This is a genomic window from Nostoc sp., assembly GCF_036917135.1.
Classification (GTDB): domain Bacteria; phylum Cyanobacteriota; class Cyanobacteriia; order Cyanobacteriales; family Nostocaceae; genus Nostoc.
Genome location: NZ_JBALEA010000066.1, coordinates 27,575 through 45,300 on the forward strand (window position 1 = coordinate 27,575; position 17,726 = coordinate 45,300).

General features: G+C 42.1%; 15 protein-coding genes. 7 read left to right on the forward strand and 8 right to left on the reverse strand.

Annotation, left to right across the window (positions count from 1 at the left end; genetic code table 11):
- Positions 1-5: 5 nt before the first annotated feature.
- Positions 6-1,625 carry a sensor histidine kinase gene (locus V7K50_RS19725; RefSeq protein ID WP_334962919.1) on the reverse strand — a complete coding sequence of 540 codons (1,620 nt, stop codon included), beginning with the start codon at positions 1,623-1,625 and terminating at the stop codon, positions 6-8.
- Positions 1,626-1,871: 246 nt separating this feature from the next.
- On the opposite strand from V7K50_RS19725, the gene V7K50_RS19730 reads away from it, so the two are divergent.
- From V7K50_RS19730 to V7K50_RS19740, 3 genes are all read left to right on the forward strand, one after another.
- Entirely contained in the window at positions 1,872-2,285 is a 414-nt protein-coding gene (locus V7K50_RS19730) for a QcrA and Rieske domain-containing protein (protein ID WP_334962921.1), read from the forward strand.
- A 106-nt stretch (positions 2,286-2,391) separates the two neighbouring features.
- Positions 2,392-3,687 (forward strand): HEAT repeat domain-containing protein, encoded by a 1,296-nt coding sequence (locus tag V7K50_RS19735; protein WP_334962922.1) that lies wholly within the window; start codon positions 2,392-2,394, stop codon positions 3,685-3,687.
- Positions 3,688-4,405: 718 nt separating this feature from the next.
- Positions 4,406-5,299 (forward strand): hypothetical protein, encoded by an 894-nt coding sequence (locus tag V7K50_RS19740; protein ID WP_334962924.1) that lies wholly within the window; start codon positions 4,406-4,408, stop codon positions 5,297-5,299.
- 82 nt (positions 5,300-5,381) lie between these two features.
- Here the strand turns inward: V7K50_RS19740 and V7K50_RS19745 are convergent, their stop codons facing one another.
- The gene (locus tag V7K50_RS19745; protein ID WP_334962926.1) at positions 5,382-5,513 is read right to left on the reverse strand and encodes a hypothetical protein; all 132 of its coding nucleotides are present in this window, start codon (positions 5,511-5,513) and stop codon (positions 5,382-5,384) included.
- A 245-nt stretch (positions 5,514-5,758) separates the two neighbouring features.
- Here V7K50_RS19745 and V7K50_RS19750 point away from each other — a divergent pair, with 245 nt between their 5' ends.
- The 3 genes from V7K50_RS19750 to V7K50_RS19760 all read left to right on the forward strand — a co-directional run bounded on the left by V7K50_RS19750 (position 5,759) and on the right by V7K50_RS19760 (position 7,534).
- Complete coding sequence (locus tag V7K50_RS19750) at positions 5,759-6,706, forward strand: LysR family transcriptional regulator (protein WP_334962927.1); 948 nt, start codon at positions 5,759-5,761, stop codon at positions 6,704-6,706.
- A gap of 236 nt (positions 6,707-6,942) precedes the next feature.
- Complete coding sequence (locus V7K50_RS19755; RefSeq protein WP_334962929.1) at positions 6,943-7,245, forward strand: type II toxin-antitoxin system Phd/YefM family antitoxin; 303 nt, start codon at positions 6,943-6,945, stop codon at positions 7,243-7,245.
- Entirely contained in the window at positions 7,220-7,534 is a 315-nt protein-coding gene (locus V7K50_RS19760) for a Txe/YoeB family addiction module toxin (protein WP_334962931.1), read from the forward strand. Before V7K50_RS19755 ends, V7K50_RS19760 begins: the two co-directional genes overlap by 26 nt.
- 5 nt (positions 7,535-7,539) lie before the next feature.
- On the opposite strand, the gene V7K50_RS19765 is transcribed toward V7K50_RS19760, so the two are convergent.
- On the reverse strand, positions 7,540-8,679 hold the full coding sequence (locus V7K50_RS19765; protein WP_334962933.1) for a YbjN domain-containing protein: 1,140 nt from the start codon (positions 8,677-8,679) through the stop codon (positions 7,540-7,542).
- An 887-nt stretch (positions 8,680-9,566) separates the two neighbouring features.
- Here V7K50_RS19765 and V7K50_RS19770 point away from each other — a divergent pair.
- Complete coding sequence (locus V7K50_RS19770) at positions 9,567-10,181, forward strand: Uma2 family endonuclease (protein ID WP_334962935.1); 615 nt, start codon at positions 9,567-9,569, stop codon at positions 10,179-10,181.
- Between the two features lie 105 nt (positions 10,182-10,286).
- Here the strand turns inward: V7K50_RS19770 and V7K50_RS19775 are convergent, their stop codons facing one another.
- The 5 genes from V7K50_RS19775 to V7K50_RS19795 all read right to left on the reverse strand — a co-directional run bounded on the left by V7K50_RS19775 (position 10,287) and on the right by V7K50_RS19795 (position 17,491).
- Entirely contained in the window at positions 10,287-10,421 is a 135-nt protein-coding gene (locus V7K50_RS19775; protein WP_334962937.1) for a hypothetical protein, read from the reverse strand.
- A gap of 124 nt (positions 10,422-10,545) precedes the next feature.
- Complete coding sequence (locus V7K50_RS19780) at positions 10,546-10,704, reverse strand: hypothetical protein (RefSeq protein WP_334962939.1); 159 nt, start codon at positions 10,702-10,704, stop codon at positions 10,546-10,548.
- Positions 10,692-11,243 (reverse strand): DUF6939 family protein, encoded by a 552-nt coding sequence (locus V7K50_RS19785; protein ID WP_334962941.1) that lies wholly within the window; start codon positions 11,241-11,243, stop codon positions 10,692-10,694. The genes V7K50_RS19780 and V7K50_RS19785 overlap by 13 nt, the downstream gene beginning before the upstream one ends.
- A 3-nt stretch (positions 11,244-11,246) precedes the next feature.
- Complete coding sequence (locus V7K50_RS19790; RefSeq protein ID WP_334962943.1) at positions 11,247-12,047, reverse strand: hypothetical protein; 801 nt, start codon at positions 12,045-12,047, stop codon at positions 11,247-11,249.
- Positions 12,041-17,491 (reverse strand): eCIS core domain-containing protein, encoded by a 5,451-nt coding sequence (locus tag V7K50_RS19795; RefSeq protein ID WP_334962944.1) that lies wholly within the window; start codon positions 17,489-17,491, stop codon positions 12,041-12,043. The genes V7K50_RS19790 and V7K50_RS19795 overlap by 7 nt, the downstream gene beginning before the upstream one ends.
- Positions 17,492-17,726: the final 235 nt, after the last annotated feature.

Here is a 17,726-nt window from a genome sequence, read left to right on the forward strand (position 1 = left end):
CAAATTTATTTTTTCGGCAGATAAATAATAAACTGTGTGAAACTACCCACATCAGATTCTACTTTTAACTCTCCTTGATGCTGTTGAACGATAATTTCGTAACTGAGAGATAAACCTAAACCTGTGCCTTCACCAGTCGGCTTGGTAGTAAAAAAGTGTTCAAAAATCTTATCGAGTATCTCTGGTGGTATACCAGAACCATTATCAAAAATGCGAATTTCGACTTTTTCGCCGAGATTTTTGGTGCTAACTTTAACTAAGGGTGAAAAGTCTGGGCTGATTTCTTTTTGCTTTTGACAAACAGCATAACAAGCATTACTAATGATATTGAGAAAAGCCCGATTGATATCTTGTATCACTACTGAAATTTCGCCAATTGTCTGATCATATTCAGTTTGCAGAGCAACGTTAAATGAGACATCTTTTGCCCGCATTCCATGATATGCAAGATTTAGTGTTTCTTGTAGCAGATTATTAAGATTAGTTCCTTGCCAACTTCTCTCACCACCGCGAGAATGCATTAACATATTGCTGACAATATTTTCAGCACGTTTACCGTGGAAATCAATTTTGCTAGAATTGATTTGCAAATCGCTAATTATAGCAGTAATCTCTTCCGCGAATTCTGGTTCAATTGCTTGTTTATGCGATTCAATCTCGTCTAATAACTCCTGAGTTAAATCGACAGAGAGTTCAGCAAAGTTATTGATAAAGTTGAGAGGATTTCTAATTTCATGAGCGATACCAGCAGTGAGAGAACCCAGAGAAGCAAGTTTCTCTTGAGCAATCATTTGTTTTTGGGTAGATTGGAGTTTTTTGTTGGCTTTTATTAACTCATCTGCTCGTTGCTCTTTTTCCTGAATAAGTTCTTTAACTCGCTGGATAAGTTCATTAAAAGAATTGGCTAAGATGCCAATTTCATCGTTTGTAGTGACAGCGATTTGTAGTTCAAAGTCAGAGTTTTTGGTGGCTTTTTGGGCAATATCTGTCACGACTTGGAGAGGATTGGCAATACTTTGAGAAATCAAACTGCCAAGAACAAGTGCTAATATAATACAAGTTAAACTGGTTATAGCGATCGCTATTGTAGTAGATTGGGCTGCTGCCAATGCTTCCTGATATATAGGTGTGTATTCTAAAATAATCGCACCGACTATTTGCTTTTCCTCTAGTTTCAGAGGAATGGCAACAAGTTTGATTCCCTGTGGATAATCTCTGCTTTTTTCAATAAAATATCTAGAGACTCCATCCTGAATCGTTTTCGATACTTCATTATTCCGGTCGTGATCAAAAGTTGTACCAATGTTTTCAGGTACAGCATCTGCTAAAATATGCTTTTTGATGTCAACAACTACAATGTCGCGTTTCTGTAAATTATGTAATTTTTCAGTAAAGCTTTGCACTTCCTCTGAGTCTTGATAAAATACGAAATTTCCGGTTTCATCTGATTTATATTTATGTGTAGATGTCAGAAAGTTGGCAATAGTTTCTGCAACCTGTTGAGATTCTTTAATAGCTAACTTTTGAGATATCTGAAACTGCTGGGAGATCGCAACTCCTCCAACAACAGCTGTCAATAAAGAAATGCCAATAAATCCAGATATCAGCTTGTGCCTAATTTTCATAATAATGATTTACCGCCATGAACGGTTATTATTTTTCTGAGGTAAACATTTGAAAATAACAAGCATATCAGTTGATTAGACACGCAAAGAGCCTTGACAAATATAGTGTTCCCCAAAATTTTCTCAAAATAACAGTTTTTAGCCGAATTGATCACAGGTACTAGGTTACATTTACACTTGAGAAGACAGAATAATGGTTCTAAGGCTTTAAAATTAAGTTTAAATTTAGAATTTTAGGTGTCAAAGATGAAACGTCGTGATTTTATAAATTGGGTAGGCTTGGGTTTGATTGCGAGTTCTCTACCTGTAGCGATCGCAGCTTGTTCTTCTCAAACAACTCCAGTATCTAACAATTGGCAAACAGTAGGTACATCAGCAGAATTAGATAAAACAGGTCAATTGCTGGCGAAAAACTCACCTGCTGGACCCGTGCTGGTAGTCGGCACATCTAAAGCCGGAAGTCTGACTGCTGTCAACCCTACCTGTACTCACGCAGGTTGTACTGTAGCATGGAAAGCGGAGGCAAAAAAATTCGCTTGTCCCTGTCATGGTTCAGAATTTGGCGTTGATGGTAAAGTGCAAAAAGGCCCAGCAAAAGACCCTCTGAAAACTTACGCCGTCAAAATTGAGGGTAATTCAGTTGTAGTCAAGCCAACCTAGCCCCCCAAGGCGGAATTCACGCATTAAAAATTCGTAAGTTTAAATTGATGGATGAGCAAGTTCGTAGTCAGGACTTTAGTCCTTCTTTTCTAACAGGTTGTTTCATGTGAGTAACATCAACCAACTTTTGGTGCAAGCAGAGGCAGCATATCATGCAGCTGATTGGTCATTGCTAATTCAATATTTGCAACAATTAATCTTAGGGGCTAACTCTGAACATCCAGAGATAGTTAAAAACCGAGAAAATCTGCTGAAATTAGCACTTTCAATGTTAGAGATGGGGGATTTTCAACAACGCTGGGAAATTACCAAAGTGTTGACTAACTTAGGAAATATTGCCATCGCACCACTCATTGAGATATTAAAAGATGAAGACGCAGAAGAGGAATTACGCTGGTATGCAGCAAGGACTTTGGGCGAATTTCAGCACCCAGAAGCGATCGCGCCTTTGGTTGAATTATTGAAAACCGATGAGGATGAAGAACTCAAAGCGATCGCAGCTACAGTACTAGGGCAAATGGGTACTGTTGCGATTACTGCACTCACTGAACTTCTATTAGATGAAGATACACGGTTTTTCGCAGTGCGATCGCTTTGTTGTATTCGGCAACCAGAAACCATCACACCACTATTGAGTGTAGTGCAAGATTCACAAGCAGCAATCCGCGCCGCCGCAATTGAAGCCCTCAGCAGCTTTCATGACGAACGTGTACCACCAGTATTGTTAAACGCTTTGGATGATATAGCCGCCACAGTTAGGCGTGCAGCAGTGCTTGGTTTAGGTTTTCGCCCCGACTTGTGCGAAGCCTTAGATTTGGTGACGAGATTGCAACCCAAGCTTTACGACTTTAATATTGATGTTTGTTGTGCAGCCGCAGTTTCCCTTTCTCGGATGGGTTGTGATCAGGCAGCCCAGCAATTATTTAAGCTGCTAATATCACCCCATACACTGCTACCACTGCAATTACAAACCATCCGCGCATTGGTTTGGGTGGGAACATCATCCAGTTTGGAATATTTGCAAACAGCATTTAATCGAAGCACTTCAGAGACACTTTGGCAAGAAATTGCTACTGTTTTGGGGCGAGTGCAAAAGCCGCAAACTACACCAGCTACAGAAATATTATTGCAAATCCTGCGATCGCAACATCCAGCCAGAGAGATTGTCAGTGTTAAAAGTGCGATCGCCTTGTCTTTAGGGCAGTTAGGCAAAATGCAAGCAATTGAACCATTGATTTCGCTGCTAGCTGATTCTAATGCATCGGTGAGACTGCATGCGATCGCTGCACTAAAAAATCTGGACAGTGAAGCCACACATCAACAATTGCAGCAGTTAGCAAATAATGCCGCACTCACACCAGATTTGCAACAAGGAATAGCGATCGCTTTAGCAGAGTGGTAAATTTTAAGACTTACCCATTGACAATAAATTAAAAATATATATTCCTTAAGTCTAAAGTAAGACACACCTGGAGTATGAAGTTATAAGTTCTCAGGTGAAATAGGATTATGAAGTATTGCAAATAGAGTTTCAATCACTGGCATCATCTAGATGGTTAAAATTTATTGAACAGAATTCAGGAGTCAGAATTCAGTTGGGTATTCTGAGCGAAAAACCGGATAGCGCAATTTATAAATTATTCTTGTGCAACGCTCCGAAATGTGTAATTCTCTTCATTCTCCTATACTAACTTTAATCCCAAATTAATTCCTTCGATGTATATTGGTTTTATTCCTATGGTAGAAGCCAGGCAAAAAACTAGCAGTTATCTTAAATAAGAAGAACAAAATAATTCATAATAAGTAATTAAAAATGAGGATACTACAAGGGAGTTTTTTTATAAAAATTATTCTCCCTTGTCTCTTGTGAGCAAATGACTTTGGTCGTGGGTTTATAATCCTGAATTAGTAATTACTGATTATGAATTAATCTACTTTGGCGAGTAGGAATTTTTTGTGGGAGCTTCAAATGCTTTCAATTTTCCCAGAATAAACTAGGTGAAATCATCTCAATTTGCCTTGTAAAAATTTACCTAATTTAGCAGTGGATTGAGTAGGCAATATCGGTTTTGAAAATCAATCAAGCACCAAAAAATCTAGAACATAAAAGGAACCTAAGCATGAAGCCTTTTGATTTATCTAAAGCTGTTTTAGCTACTGTCTTTGCCATCAGTTTTACTTCTGTGTCCTTACCTCCTTCTGTTTTTGCCCAAAGCGGAGGCTCCGGTAGCGGAGGCTCTAGTGGTGGTAGTGGTGGTAGTGGTGGTAGTAGCTCAGGTACTGGTACAGGCAGTAGCTCAGGTACTGGAACTACAGGTACTGGTACAGGCAGTAGCTCAGGTAATGGAACTACAGGTACTAGCCCAGGTACTGGAACTACAGGTACTAGCCCAGGTACTGGAACTACAGGTACTAGCCCAGGTACTGGAACTACAGGTACTAGCCCAGGTACTGGAACTACAGGTACCAGCCCAGGTACTGGAACTACAGGTACTAGCCCAGGTAATGGAACTACAGGTACTAGCCCAGGTAATGGAACTACAGGTACTAGCCCAGGTAGTGGTACAGGCACTGGAACTATGGGCACTGGTACAAGCACTGGAAGTGGCACTGGCAATGATACAGGCAGTGGCATCACAGGTAATGGCACTACAGGTAATGGAACTACAGGTAATGGAACTACAGGCAGTGGCAGCACTACAGGTAATGGAACTACAGGCGGTGGCGGCACTACAGGTACTGATACTACAGGCGGTGGCACTACAGGCGGCGGCACTACAGGTGCTGATACTACAGGCAGTGGAACTACAGGTGCTGATACTACAAGCGGTAGTACCACAGATACTAACAGGAATGCAGGCATCACAGCTTCCCAAAGAACCAGCGATCGCGGTTTCGATTGGGGTTGGCTAGGTTTGCTTGGTCTCGCCGGTTTAGGAGGTCTGGTTCGTAATCGCGAAAAAGTCCGGGCTTATAGCGATCCTGATGAAGTAACCGGTTCTCGCTCTAGATAGTATTGACCACATTCTACACCTCGTAGAATCGTCGTCTGTGCCAACTTCAATTTCTACTAACAAAAAGGCTCTTGAGGTTGGCTTATATTTGGGTTCGTAATTCGTAATTTGTAAATGCAAATCTGACGCGATCGCAGCCGTATACACAAGTTGTACGGCTATTTGTTTGAGTCTGCACAACAACTTGTGTTGCTGTGACCTGATAATCCGTCACAAAAATGTGATGAAGTGAAAATCTTATCTAAAAATTTATATATTTTACCAGAAAATAGTCAATTATTTTTTGGCGATATTTTCCGAAAAAATCCGTGCCAAGCGGATATTTGACAATAAAGGCGGTAAAAACTGATTCACTTAAATGTAAATCAGAGAATAAGACCTGTAACAAACTCTACTAAATTATGGATAAAAATCCGTTAACTTAATAAAACCGATAAATGTAATTCAGGCTACATAAAAATGCGCTTAGAGCAGTTGCAAGCCTTTCTAGCGATCGCCCAAACCGGTAGCTTTCAACAAGCAGCGCTAATATGTGGTGTTACCCAATCGACGATTAGCCGGCAAATCCAAGCATTAGAAGCAGATTTGGGGATAGAACTGTTTCACAGAACCAGTCATGCCAAGCTGACACTGGGAGGTGAACGTTTGCTACCCCGCGTCCGCAAAATTTGCCAAGAGTGGCAGATTGCTAGAAAAGAATTAGCCGATTTAATCGCCGGCAAGCAACCAGAACTTTGCATTGCCGTAATTCACTCGCTGTGTGGATCTTACTTACCACCAGTGTTGCAAAAGTTTTGTCATGATTATCCAGATGTGCAATTGCGGGTGACTTCATTGGGAAGCGATCGCGCCCTGAAAGTCCTCAAAGATGGATTGGTGGATTTAGCAATTGTGATGAATAATCGCTTTTTAACCACTAGTAGAGAAATGGTCGTAGAAGTACTTTATGATGAACCTATAGAAGTTCTAACCGGAGCCAATCATCCACTAGCCCAATATGAATTCGTCCCTTGGTCGGAGCTAATTCGTTATCCGCAAGTGGTTTTTAAAGATGGTTATGGAATGCAACGCTTAATACAAGATAGATTTGAGCGAATGGAAGTTCCACTCCAGGCGGGTTTAGAGGTAAATACCCTAGATGCCTTCCGGGGAGTCGTGCGCCAAGGAGAACTGATAGCTTTGCTACCTCAATCAGCATTACTAGAAGCTCGTCTTGACCCTACCCTGGCGATTCGTTCCTTAGCCAGCAATAATACTAGTGGTTTAGCAGATGGTTCTAGTTTAACTCGTCGGGTAGTTATGGTAACAACTCAAGACCGTCTGCAAATTCCCCCCATCAAGCACTTTTGGCAACTCGTGCGGGAAAATATTCCACTGCAAATTGACCAGCAGCGATCGGCTTCTTAAGGCTCATTATTCATTAGACAAGCATGCAAAAGTCCCCTAACACCCCACCCCGCTCTTCGGGAGGGGAGACTTTGACGTAAGTTAAAGGCGGGGTGGGGTTCTTTTTTTTGATTTATGCAAGAAGTCTATTATTCAGCAGTGCCTTGGCTTATTGGCTATCTCTTTAATTTCTGATGGGACTTTTGCAAGATCATAAATAGTTTATAATATATGTACATAAGTATGTACATCATGTAATGTTGCCTTACAAAATCACATCTCCAACCGATGCCAGAAATGACTTTTTTAAGTTGTTAGAACTGGTAGTCGAAAATCATCAGGTATATATGATCAATCGTCGTGATGGTGAAAATGTAGCCTTGATTGCTGAATCAGATTTGGTAAGTTTGCTGGAGACGGTGTATCTTTTGCGTTCCCCTGCTAATGCGCGTCGTTTACTAGATGCAATAGAGGAGTCGAAAACTGGTAATATCCAACCTCAACTCCTCGCAGAACTTCAGCAGGAGTTGGGAATTGAGCAAGAAGAAAAAGAAAGCTGAACCTAGTGAAATTAAGCCACTTGTTATTAATAAAAGTCCTGGTTTTAGTTCTAAATTCAAAGAAGATTTAGCTTGGTGGTTTAAGCAAGATTTCCAGAAAGCATCGAAAATATTGGATTTGGTGACGGCTGTAATGCAAGACCCATTTGAGGGTATTGGTAAACCGGAAGCATTAAAATATATGGATGCAGATATTTGGTCACGGCGAATTGATTTAGAGCATCGGCTTGTGTATCGGGTAGGAAACACTCAGATTGATTTTTTAGCTTGTAGGTATCACTACGAATAATTGGCTTACCTTTCAACTTGAGCGATCGCTTCCTCTGGTGAGAGATTACCATAGATTACAGACAAAATCCCTGGTAGGTATTCATCCATCATCGTGACGTTGGCGTAAACCACCCGTTGAATAAGTGCAAAACTAAGTCTGTCACCTTCGACATCAATGCTGGTTTTGTAGCTAATTTCGCCGTCGGTAAAATCTAGCTCAAAGTTGCCGATCATCATACCATAATTGGCTCTAGTTAAAAACTCTGCGATCGCCAGCCGCTTGTTTTCTGGTGCGTTGACTGGACAAATTGAGTAAAAAACGAATTGACTTTGTTCACTTCTCGCCCTAGCGTAACAATTCCATTTGCCATTTTCACCTTGAAACGATATTTGTAAAGCTGGCTTTCCTGGAAGTTGCACGAAAGGCCAATCATCGGTTGTGAAGAAATTGATTATTGCTTCAAAAATACTATCATCTGTAGGAGATGGGCGAAAATTTGCCTCTATTTTTTGTGTTATTTCATCTGGGTTAATATCAGCTAATTCTGTCAAAAATTTATCGATCCCTTCTAGCATTTTGGTAGCAGATTTTTGAGTTTTGACAGATAAATTTGCCTCAGTCCAATCTTTAAAAAAGTTGACAATACCTTCAGCAATTCCTTCACCAGACGCGCTTGTTTTAGCAAGATTTTCTGGAGTAATATAAGACCAAAGAGTACGATAGCCAATTTCGCCTGATTCCTGTTGCTGTTTAACAGATAAACCCAACCAACTTTCGGTGAAGAGGATTTGGTTATCGGGTTGTTTTTGGCTTAAATTCAGGATATATTTGGCAGTTTCATCAATGTTAACGGCGTGTTCTACTAGTAATGGTAATAAATCCGGTTTCAGGCTGGTAACGATTGTAATATCTGGTTCGCTGAGGAATTTGCCAGATGATAGGGGGTTACGCACATCTGGTTTGAGATTGAATAAGGCGGCGGTGTCGATGCGTTGGTAGAGTTGTGGTGTTACCTCAAAGGTGAGGCGACAGGCGATGAGTTCGTTGTCTTGTTTGGTGAGGGTTAGGGTAATGGCGCGAACGGTTAGGGGGGTTTGGGAGAAGTCGTGTAGGGTTAACTCGGTGTTAAGTTGATGAGTTTCAGTCTTTGCGATCGCGTACATATATGATTATTTTAGGGTTGATAATTTTACTTGATAATTTAGCACCTAATTAGTAGCATTCATCAACTAACCTCGCTTAGTTTTTGAGAGTTTTGCAAATCGTGAAGTGCTTTATTTGCTATTTCAATTATGCAAGTGCTTTCATCTGATGAAGTTTGTTTCCAAACTTCATGCAGCCGAGGACGATTTAGTAATAATAGCGAGTCAGCCGCCAAAATACGCACATAAACATCGCTCTACACATTATCCCACTGCCAAGTCACTATCAGGCGATGCTCCAAAGGAGCCGCCGTAGGCAACGCTTTTGGGTTTTGCACTGATTGCATCATTATCAGTTGGATTGGTGTCAAACGCGATCGCACTAAATCTCAGCGATCGCCGATATATTCGATAATTAATAGCAGACTGAGTTGGTGAGTATTGCTCACCTGAGTTAGTGGAATGTGTTTCGGTAATAAATCGGGTTTTGGCGCGATCGCTCTACACATTATCCCACTGCCAAGTCACTATGAGGCGATGCTCCAAAGGAGCCGAGGTAGGCAACGCATTTAGGTTTTGCAATGATTGCAGTATTATCAGTTAGATTGGCGCGATCGCACTTCCCAAAATCTTGCTATCGCCCTAAGGGACTTCCAGATAAATAAATATCCCATCGCTTTTAAGGCAGGGGAGCAGGGGGAGAAAAAGCCGTTTTGAAGGAGTGAAATTGGATAATTTATTTCTTGGAGTTCCCTAAACTACATCCAAGGGTAAGCTGCTAATACTTGTGGCGGTTCGATCTTCGGCATGACTATCTCAAAAGAAGCACGAGAACAAGTTCAGCATGAAGTTACGGCACAATCCAGGGGCAGCGATGGTAAAGTCAAATATATGTGAAGGTGGTAACTATGACTCAAACCCTAACCAAGTTAGTAACCTTTGAAGAATTTATCGAATGGTACCCCTCAAACGGCGTGCGATACGAACTACATAAAGGAGTCATTGTAGAAATGCCACCCCCAACTGGTGAACACGAAAATGTTGTTGGATTTTTGGCGGCACAGATAACCTTCCAGTTCTTGCAAATGGGACTTCCGTTTCGCATCCCCAAAACTGCCTTTGTCAAAATTCAGAGCAATAACTCAACCTATTCTCCCGACATTTTGCTATTAAATCATGACAATCTCGTGAATGAACCTCTGTGGAGCAAGCAATCGACTGTTATTCAAGCTGCATCTATCCCACTAGCTGTTGAAGTGGTTAGCACCAACTGGCGAGACGATTACTATGACAAGTTCAGGGATTATGAAGAAATGGGGATTCCTGAGTATTGGATCGTAGACTATGCTGCGATCGGTGGCAAAAGATTTACTGGTAATCCTAAACAGCAAACCATTACAATTTGCGAATTAGTTGACGGAGATTATCAAATGACTGTATTTAGGGGAAATAATTTTATTACATCACCTTTATTCCCGCAACTAAACTTGACAGCACAACAAATTTTTGATTCTGCTTTGTAAGTTTTGGTTTGAATATTTATACTTGCATTACTAAGGGGCGAAACTAGGAAGTTACCACTGGATGATTCTGATTATTCGAGCGCGATCGCACTTCCCAATAGCTTGCTATTGCCCTAAACTACATCCAAGGGTATCAGCCGCTAATACTTGGTTAATGGCGATCGCACGAACGGTTAGGGGAGATTGCGAGGAGTCGTGTAGGGTTAGCTCACTGTCTAATTGATGATTTTCAGTTACCATATCCTACAAAATTATGCTTGCATTAATAGTTTTCATAGAATTGCAATTCAACCAGTCGTCAGAATTATAACTTAGATGAAACGAGGCTTTTGGACTAAATATAAGACCAAAAGGCGCGATCGCTCTACACATTATCCCACTGCCAAGTCACTATCAGGCGATGCTCCAAAGGAGCCGCGGTAGGCAACGCTTTTGGGTTTTGCGCTGATTGCACAATTATCAGTTGGATTGGTGGCAAGTGCGATCGCGCTGCTTGTTCCTCGATTTGGGCTAAGTCTGCCAATTATCTTCTAGGTATAGCTTAATCAGACCTGCGTGTGATAAAGGCTTTGACAAGTTGTTTATGTCAGAGTTAGTTTCGTAATCTAGCAAAACAACATTTGTCTGTGCTGCAAGTTTTTTTAATTTGTCTATTAAGTCTGGAACACAGTTCTCTAGTACCCAGCGATAAGTAGGTAAGTATATTTGTTGTCGCGCTTCTTGATATGAAAGTAGTTGATCGCCTGTTAAACCAGTACGATGTCCCAATACTTTTCCATATTTTTTTACTGAACGCTTGATGCCTTTCATATCAGCAATTGACAGTTTACTAGGGTCTACATCTGCGGTTTCAAAAACTTTTAAACCCTGCCAAATCCCTTCTACCGTCATGGTAAATTCTCCTGGGGAGAAGGGAACAGGTATTCCTCCATGAGGATAAAAAGGACTGAAGCGAACCCAAGGTTCAGAACCACGGGAAGTAACATCAATGATTACTGCATCAGGATAAACTTTAGACAAATTATCAATAGATGCACGCCGATTTTTGATGATTAATGGCATAATTCAAATTACTGATGCTGTTGAAGATTCTGGTACAGTAAAGATTTTGGAAAACATAGGTGAAGGTTCGGGTATAGCAAGACCGGCTTCCAAAAAGCTATATTGCTCAGGTGTTAAGGATGTAGGTTCAAAGCCATAATGACGAGCTAAAGCCGCAGCAGCACAGACTGATGGCTCGAATTCAGGATAGTAATTAGGATGAAAGTTGATCCAGTCTCCCTCAGATTCTCCTATCCAGTAATCAGCAATAACTTTGAGAGCCTCTTCTGTTTCTCTATGGTTACGAGTTGGAATACTTTGAGAAAGTTTGAGCCAAGAATCCTCTTCCTCATCATCTATATTTGCAGATACTTCAGGAGCAGGATACCCCGCAATCAAGTACCAGATTATTTGCTCTGATACTTGTTGACTCATGACAGGTTGATTTGGAAGAATTTTCACAAAGTCCCATTCACTTCCAAGAACAGCATATTGAGCAGCATTGTGAATGTCGCCATTAAGAAAAAGGCCAAAGGCTGTTAATGAAGACCAGTGTCTCCATACAGTATGCTCTGCTCCTACTGAGTAAAGAAAGGAAGTTATCTGTAGAACTCTGTTAGTAACAGATTCTGATGCTTCTTTGAAAGTTAATCCTCCATCCCTCAATAAATCATCTACAGAATTTAAGTTGCTTTGAATGTAGTCAGTAAAGCTATCAGCATATTCTAAAGCACCTAGTTTGCGAACTTGTCCTTGAGGTATAACAATCCTGTTAAGTTCTTGAGACACTTGTGAACGAAACGTTTCATAGTTTAAGATTACCATGCGCCTAGCTTACCTCCTGCTTTGGATTTTGCTGCTGCTTTTGCCTCTTGTGCTAATTGTGTCTCATTTTTATCAGAGGTAGCATCGAGTTTGTCTACCTGATATTGTCCGGGAATACTACCGCTAAAGGTGATCTCTTGTTGGTTAAACGTCGCTTGAGAAGGTTTAATCTTTTTATTCTTTGTTAATTGCTGTACATCATATCCTTTCGTCTTCAGGTAATCAGCATCAAATAGATATACAGATAGCTCACCAACTTTTGCTCCTTTATTGCTTGAAGCACTTAATTTATCCATGCTTACCGTTCCTAAGGCAAACTTAGCAGCTATTTCTGGGTTTTTAGAGGTAGAGATAAATGGATTTTTCTTCAGCTTGTTCCCAGATTTTGCAGACAGTTCCTCCTTAAACTTATTGTACGTAACAATATACCTTTGAAGTAAAGCGTATTCCATATTATCGAAAGTCTTGAATTTGTCTTTTTTATCTTGGAGATTCCACCACTTTTTAACTTGTCCCGATTCGTTCAATTCGCTTAATTTCTGACGTATCTCTTCGGCACTTGCTTCCAAATCAGCTTCCGTTAGTTGAGATATACTATCTTTATCTTTTTTTTCTACTGCAAGACCAATGGCTGCTTCACTGAATGTAGACTTACTACTTGTCAATATATTTTTTACTTGTGGATCTAAATCCTGATATCGTTTTTCCTGTCCCTCAAGATTAGTTCCCCGATATAAATCAAATACTTCAGAAGTATCGACCTTTTGTTTTTTAATTGGAGGTCCTTCTGTTTCTGGGTTGACTTTGCCCTCAATGTGAACAGTTTCCTCTTTAGCTGTCTCATTATCTATAACAAGTTTGAGCGAGGTCATCTTATACTTACTCTTGATAGTAGGTAGCTTTTCCTTAACCTCCTCAAGTGATATTTTTTCGTCTTGCAACAACTTATGGGCTGCTGCCACGCCCTGTTTAAGGTCGGCTTGTTTCTGCTGGGCAGTCCGATCATCAAGTTTGCCACTTTTGCCAGTTTTCTTATTATTGTCCTTACTTTTCTCAGTATTATTACCAAACCCAAACTTATCTTTGACCTTATTGCCAAACTTGTCAAACTTGTCCTTGACGGATTTCTTCTTACCCTCAACCCAATTGTGGGCAGCTTCTTTTTTATCTTCAACCCACTGCTTACCTGCTTTATATTTCTCCTTCGCTGATTCTGCAACGGCTCCTACCTTCTTACCAAACTTGCTATTTTTAAACTTATTCTTGACACCCTCTTTCTTGTCATTAACCCACTGTTCGGCTGTTGCTTTCTTATCATTAACCCAATTTTGACCAGCTTCCTTCTTATCCTCAACCCACTGCTTACCGGCTTGATATTTCTCCTTCGCCGTATCTTTAGCAGCGTTGAATTTCTTTCCAACCTTACTCTTGTTAAATTTGTTGCCAACAGACTTAAACGCCTTTGCACCTTTATCAATTACCCAATCAACTGCTTTTTCCATCGGTTTCCGCAGCTTCTTGAATATTCCCTGAATCTTGCCGGCAATTCCATCTAAGCCCAAAAGACTTGCCAAGAAACTGATAACAACTGGTAAAGATTTAGCTAGGGCATTTTCAACACCCTTGATTGCTTGATCGATCGCACCACTAGCGATCGCACCAATGGCATCCAGTATCGCATTAATTAAATCGGCAATCTGCTGGGCGCGTTCAATAAAGAATTTGACAATCTCATAAATCCCCTTAGCAGCTTTAATGAAGCCTGCCCCCGGTATTAACAAGCTGATAACCCACTCAATCCCGGCTGTAATCACCTTTTCAATGATAAAGTTCTTGATGGGTTCGATCACCAAGGCGTTGAGGTCGCCCATTTTCTCTTGGACAAACTCCCACATCCCAGCCACTCCCTTACTGGCTAAGACTTGAAATATCTCAACAGTTTGTTCCAATCGGCAGACCTTTTCTTCGCCCAATCGTTTCACAGCTTGGGCGCGAATTGCTTCGTAAGTGAAGCCCAAAAGCTGCATTGCTAGGCTAAAGATCCCTTTGAAGTCAAAGTTTTCTGGCATTTGAATACCAGCTTCTCCCATTGTGCCTGTCAGCCAGCCAATTAATCCTTGCTGGAGGTGCTTCCCGATATTATTCATAAAGTTGAGGAAGCCTTGCTTCAGCGCCTGAATCAAATTACCCAAGAAACCAATGGGGTCTTGGAGGATTTTCCCAACTACGCCAGCAACTCGCGCTAGCACTTCCAAGAGCATTTTGGCCAGTTCAATGATCGTCTTGATGACTCCCACAATGAAGTCGAAAGCTTTTTGAATAAAACCTTTATTTGCCTGCTTCATCTCTTCAATGCGGGCATCTACAGCATCCAGGTTTTCTTTATACTTCTGCGCTAGGGTGTCAATTAGATCATCCTGCTTATCGTCAACACTTTGTTGCAATTCTTCAAATTTGCTGTCAATGTCTGCGGCGGCTTGTTGACCAACTCCTTTCAAGTCTTGCGGCAGTTGGTTAATATAATTCTGAATTTCCAGCTTCCCACTGGCAATTTCTCCTTTAGCTTGGGTTAGTCCTTTGCTAATAATGGCGACAACGTTGTTAATTACACCATCCATCTGATTGATGTAAAGCTGGCGACCATCTTGATAGAAGACGTTAACCTCTGAGGGCATACCAGCCAATTTGTCCCACACCCATTTTGCTGGGCCCAAAATGCCGCTATAGCGATCGCTCTTATAATCGTCCATCCGCTTGCCAACGTAATCCTCGAAGACTTTCTTGGCTTCCGCAGCACCATTATCAAAGGCTTGTATAACTTGTCCGTCTAGATCGCCGAGGGTTTTCTCAACTTTGCCTTTGGTTTTGTCATAAATTTTATTAATCTCCCCTGCAACTTTTGCCCGTGCTTGCTCATCCTTGCCCTTGGCACCCACCTGCTGCTCTCCTACCTGACCCAGGTTTTGAGTACGGATACCGTGCATTGCTTGCAGATGTTGCTGGGCTGTAGCTTCCGCCGTAGCTTGAGCGGTTGCGAGTATGCCTTGTTCTTGCTGGCGATATTGTGGCGGCGCTTCTTGTGCATTAGTTTGGGCATCTTTCTTGGCTGTGAGTGCCCCTTTAAACTCCGGTTCATTGGAGTTGGCTAATTGCTCGTCGGTAACATCCGCCTCTTTCATTTGCTGGTCAAGTTTTTTACTGTCATCTTGCAGTGGTGCTTCAACTTCACCCTGTCCCTTAGATTTGGGTGCAGCTTGATCTGCCCCAATCGGTGCCGGCGGTGCCCCTGGGTCTTTTGGTGGCAGTGGTGTTACTTGTTTGGCCTCAATGCCACTGGTATCAGGTTTTTCTTTAGTTTTCTCTTCTACCTGACCTTGAGAGGTTTTCTGCTCTTCTTTGACCTTGCCACTCAAATCGCCTTTAACAGAGTCAAGTTTGTTGTTATTTTTAAAGTTGTCCGCCTCTTCCAAGTTTTTGGGAGCCATATCAGCAATGCGCTCCATCAATTTAGCTTTGAAGGCGGCCCCGTCAAATCCTGGTGTTGGGGCTTGTTCCATCTCACCAACTTGATTAGCCTGTGCCTTGCTGTCTACTTCATTCCCTGGGGGTAAGGCCGCCCCTTGAGCTTCTTGGGCTTTGCTATTGGCAGGTGCGTGTTTTTTCTGTTGTCCGGCAACCTCTTTGGCAGTGCCGACTACTGCTTGGAATGCTGGGTCATCCTTAGGGGAAGTTGGAGCTTTTTCACCATCAGCAACTGCTGCACCAGGTAATTTTACTGACCCAGGGGCTATATCTGCTCCCGGTAATGCTGCGATCGCTTTCCCTGCATTTCCTCCAGGTAATCCTGGATCGGCTCCTGGTAATGCTGCTTGACTTTTAGCTTGCTGTGGTGAATCGACTTTTTCTGTATTAGCTTTAGTATCTTTTGACTCCGGCTGTTTTGGTTGATTTCCCTCAACCTGTTTTTGAGTTGCTGATGGATTTCCAGAAGATTCTACTGCTGCATCAACCTTTTTTGTTGGGGGTGGATCTGTTGCCCCATTACCTTTATCATCTGGTGGTGTGGGAGTAGCTTGAGATTTTTGTGTCGTCGCCTGATTTTGTTGTTGGCCGTTTTCTGTATCAGTTTTGGATTCTACGGCGTCTGAATTTTTTTGGTTATCTTCCTCAGCTGGTTTTTGGGAGTTCTCCCGCAGTTGGATAGGTAGCCGATTCCCCGCAGAGGTTGTCGGCATCAGTTTTGTCTGGAGTTTATTTTCTTTTGGTGCTACATGAAGGGATTTCGGCTGTACTGCACTGCCATTCTGTTGGACAACGTGCGTCAACTCATGGGCTAATAATTCCTTGCCTGCATTACTTTCCGGTGAGTATTCGCCCTGACGGAAGAATACATCCTGCCCTGTGGTGAAAGCACGAGCTTGTATAGATTCATTCAGACTATTAGATTGAGCATCCGTATGAACCCGGACGCTGCCGAAATCAGCCCCAAATGCTTGCTCCATTGGTTGCTTAATATCATCTCCCAGGGGCTGCCCATTTCCACGAGCTTGTTGGATAGAACTTTCTAGCTCTGATGTTGCTGCTATCCCCCCTCTACCTTTACGCTGTACTACAGGAGTAATGGAATCTGCGAGGGATTTCATTTGTAATTGGTCTTCTGACTCTGGCAATGCTTCTCGTTGGATAGACTGGCGATTTCCCGGTTCGCTCATCCTCTGCATTACCTGCCCTGCTACTCTATCAGCTTCCTGCTCGTAAACGTCTCCTGGCTGGTTAACTGTGAGTTTGGTTTGTGGACGCCGCAGTGACATTCGACTAATGTCGTGGGTGAGAGGTTTGTTTAAGGGTTGCATCCCAGTAACTGCTTGAGGCGAAGCAGTAAGGGATTTCATTTGTAATTCTTCCTCTTCCTCTGGCAATGCTTCCCGTTGCGGGGAAATATTGGAATCTGCCAGGGATTTCATTTGTAATTCTTCCTCTTCCTCTGGCAATGCTTCCCGTTGCAGGGAAATATTGGAATCTGCCAGGGATTTCATTTGTAATTCTTCCTCTTCCTCTGGCAATGCTTCCCGTTGCAGGGAAATATTGGAACCCGCCAGGGATTTCATTTGTAATTCTTCTTCCTCTTCCTCTGGCAATGCTTCCCGTTGCAGGAATTGTTGATTTACAGGTTTGCTCATCGTCTGCACCACCTGCCCTGGTACTCTATCAGCTTCCTGCTCGTAAACATCTCCTGGCTGGTTAACTGTGAGTTTGGTTTGTGAACGCAGTGATATTCGACTAATGTCGTGGCTTACAGGTTTGTTGAGGGGTTGCACCAATGAAACTGTTTGGGACGAAGTACCAGGAGAATCTAAACCAAAACCGCGTGTAGGTTGTTTGAATGCAGGTATTGAGAAGGAACCTGTGGGAGCTTTTTTGGGCTGAGTTACGCGTTCTGTCATTTACTTCTCCTGATGCCCGATCAGTCGGTGAATGAGTATTTGCTGGTTAATATATCTAGACTACTGCGATCGCACTCATAACACAATTCACCCAAAGTCTATTGCCAAACAAAGGTAACTGTCGTCGGTTATATTGATTCCGCACCTGTTAACGCACCTGACAAGAGCGATTTTTCTTCATACAGTTTGCTTTTATTGCGCCGACTTACTTACAATATCAGCGATCGCACTTCGC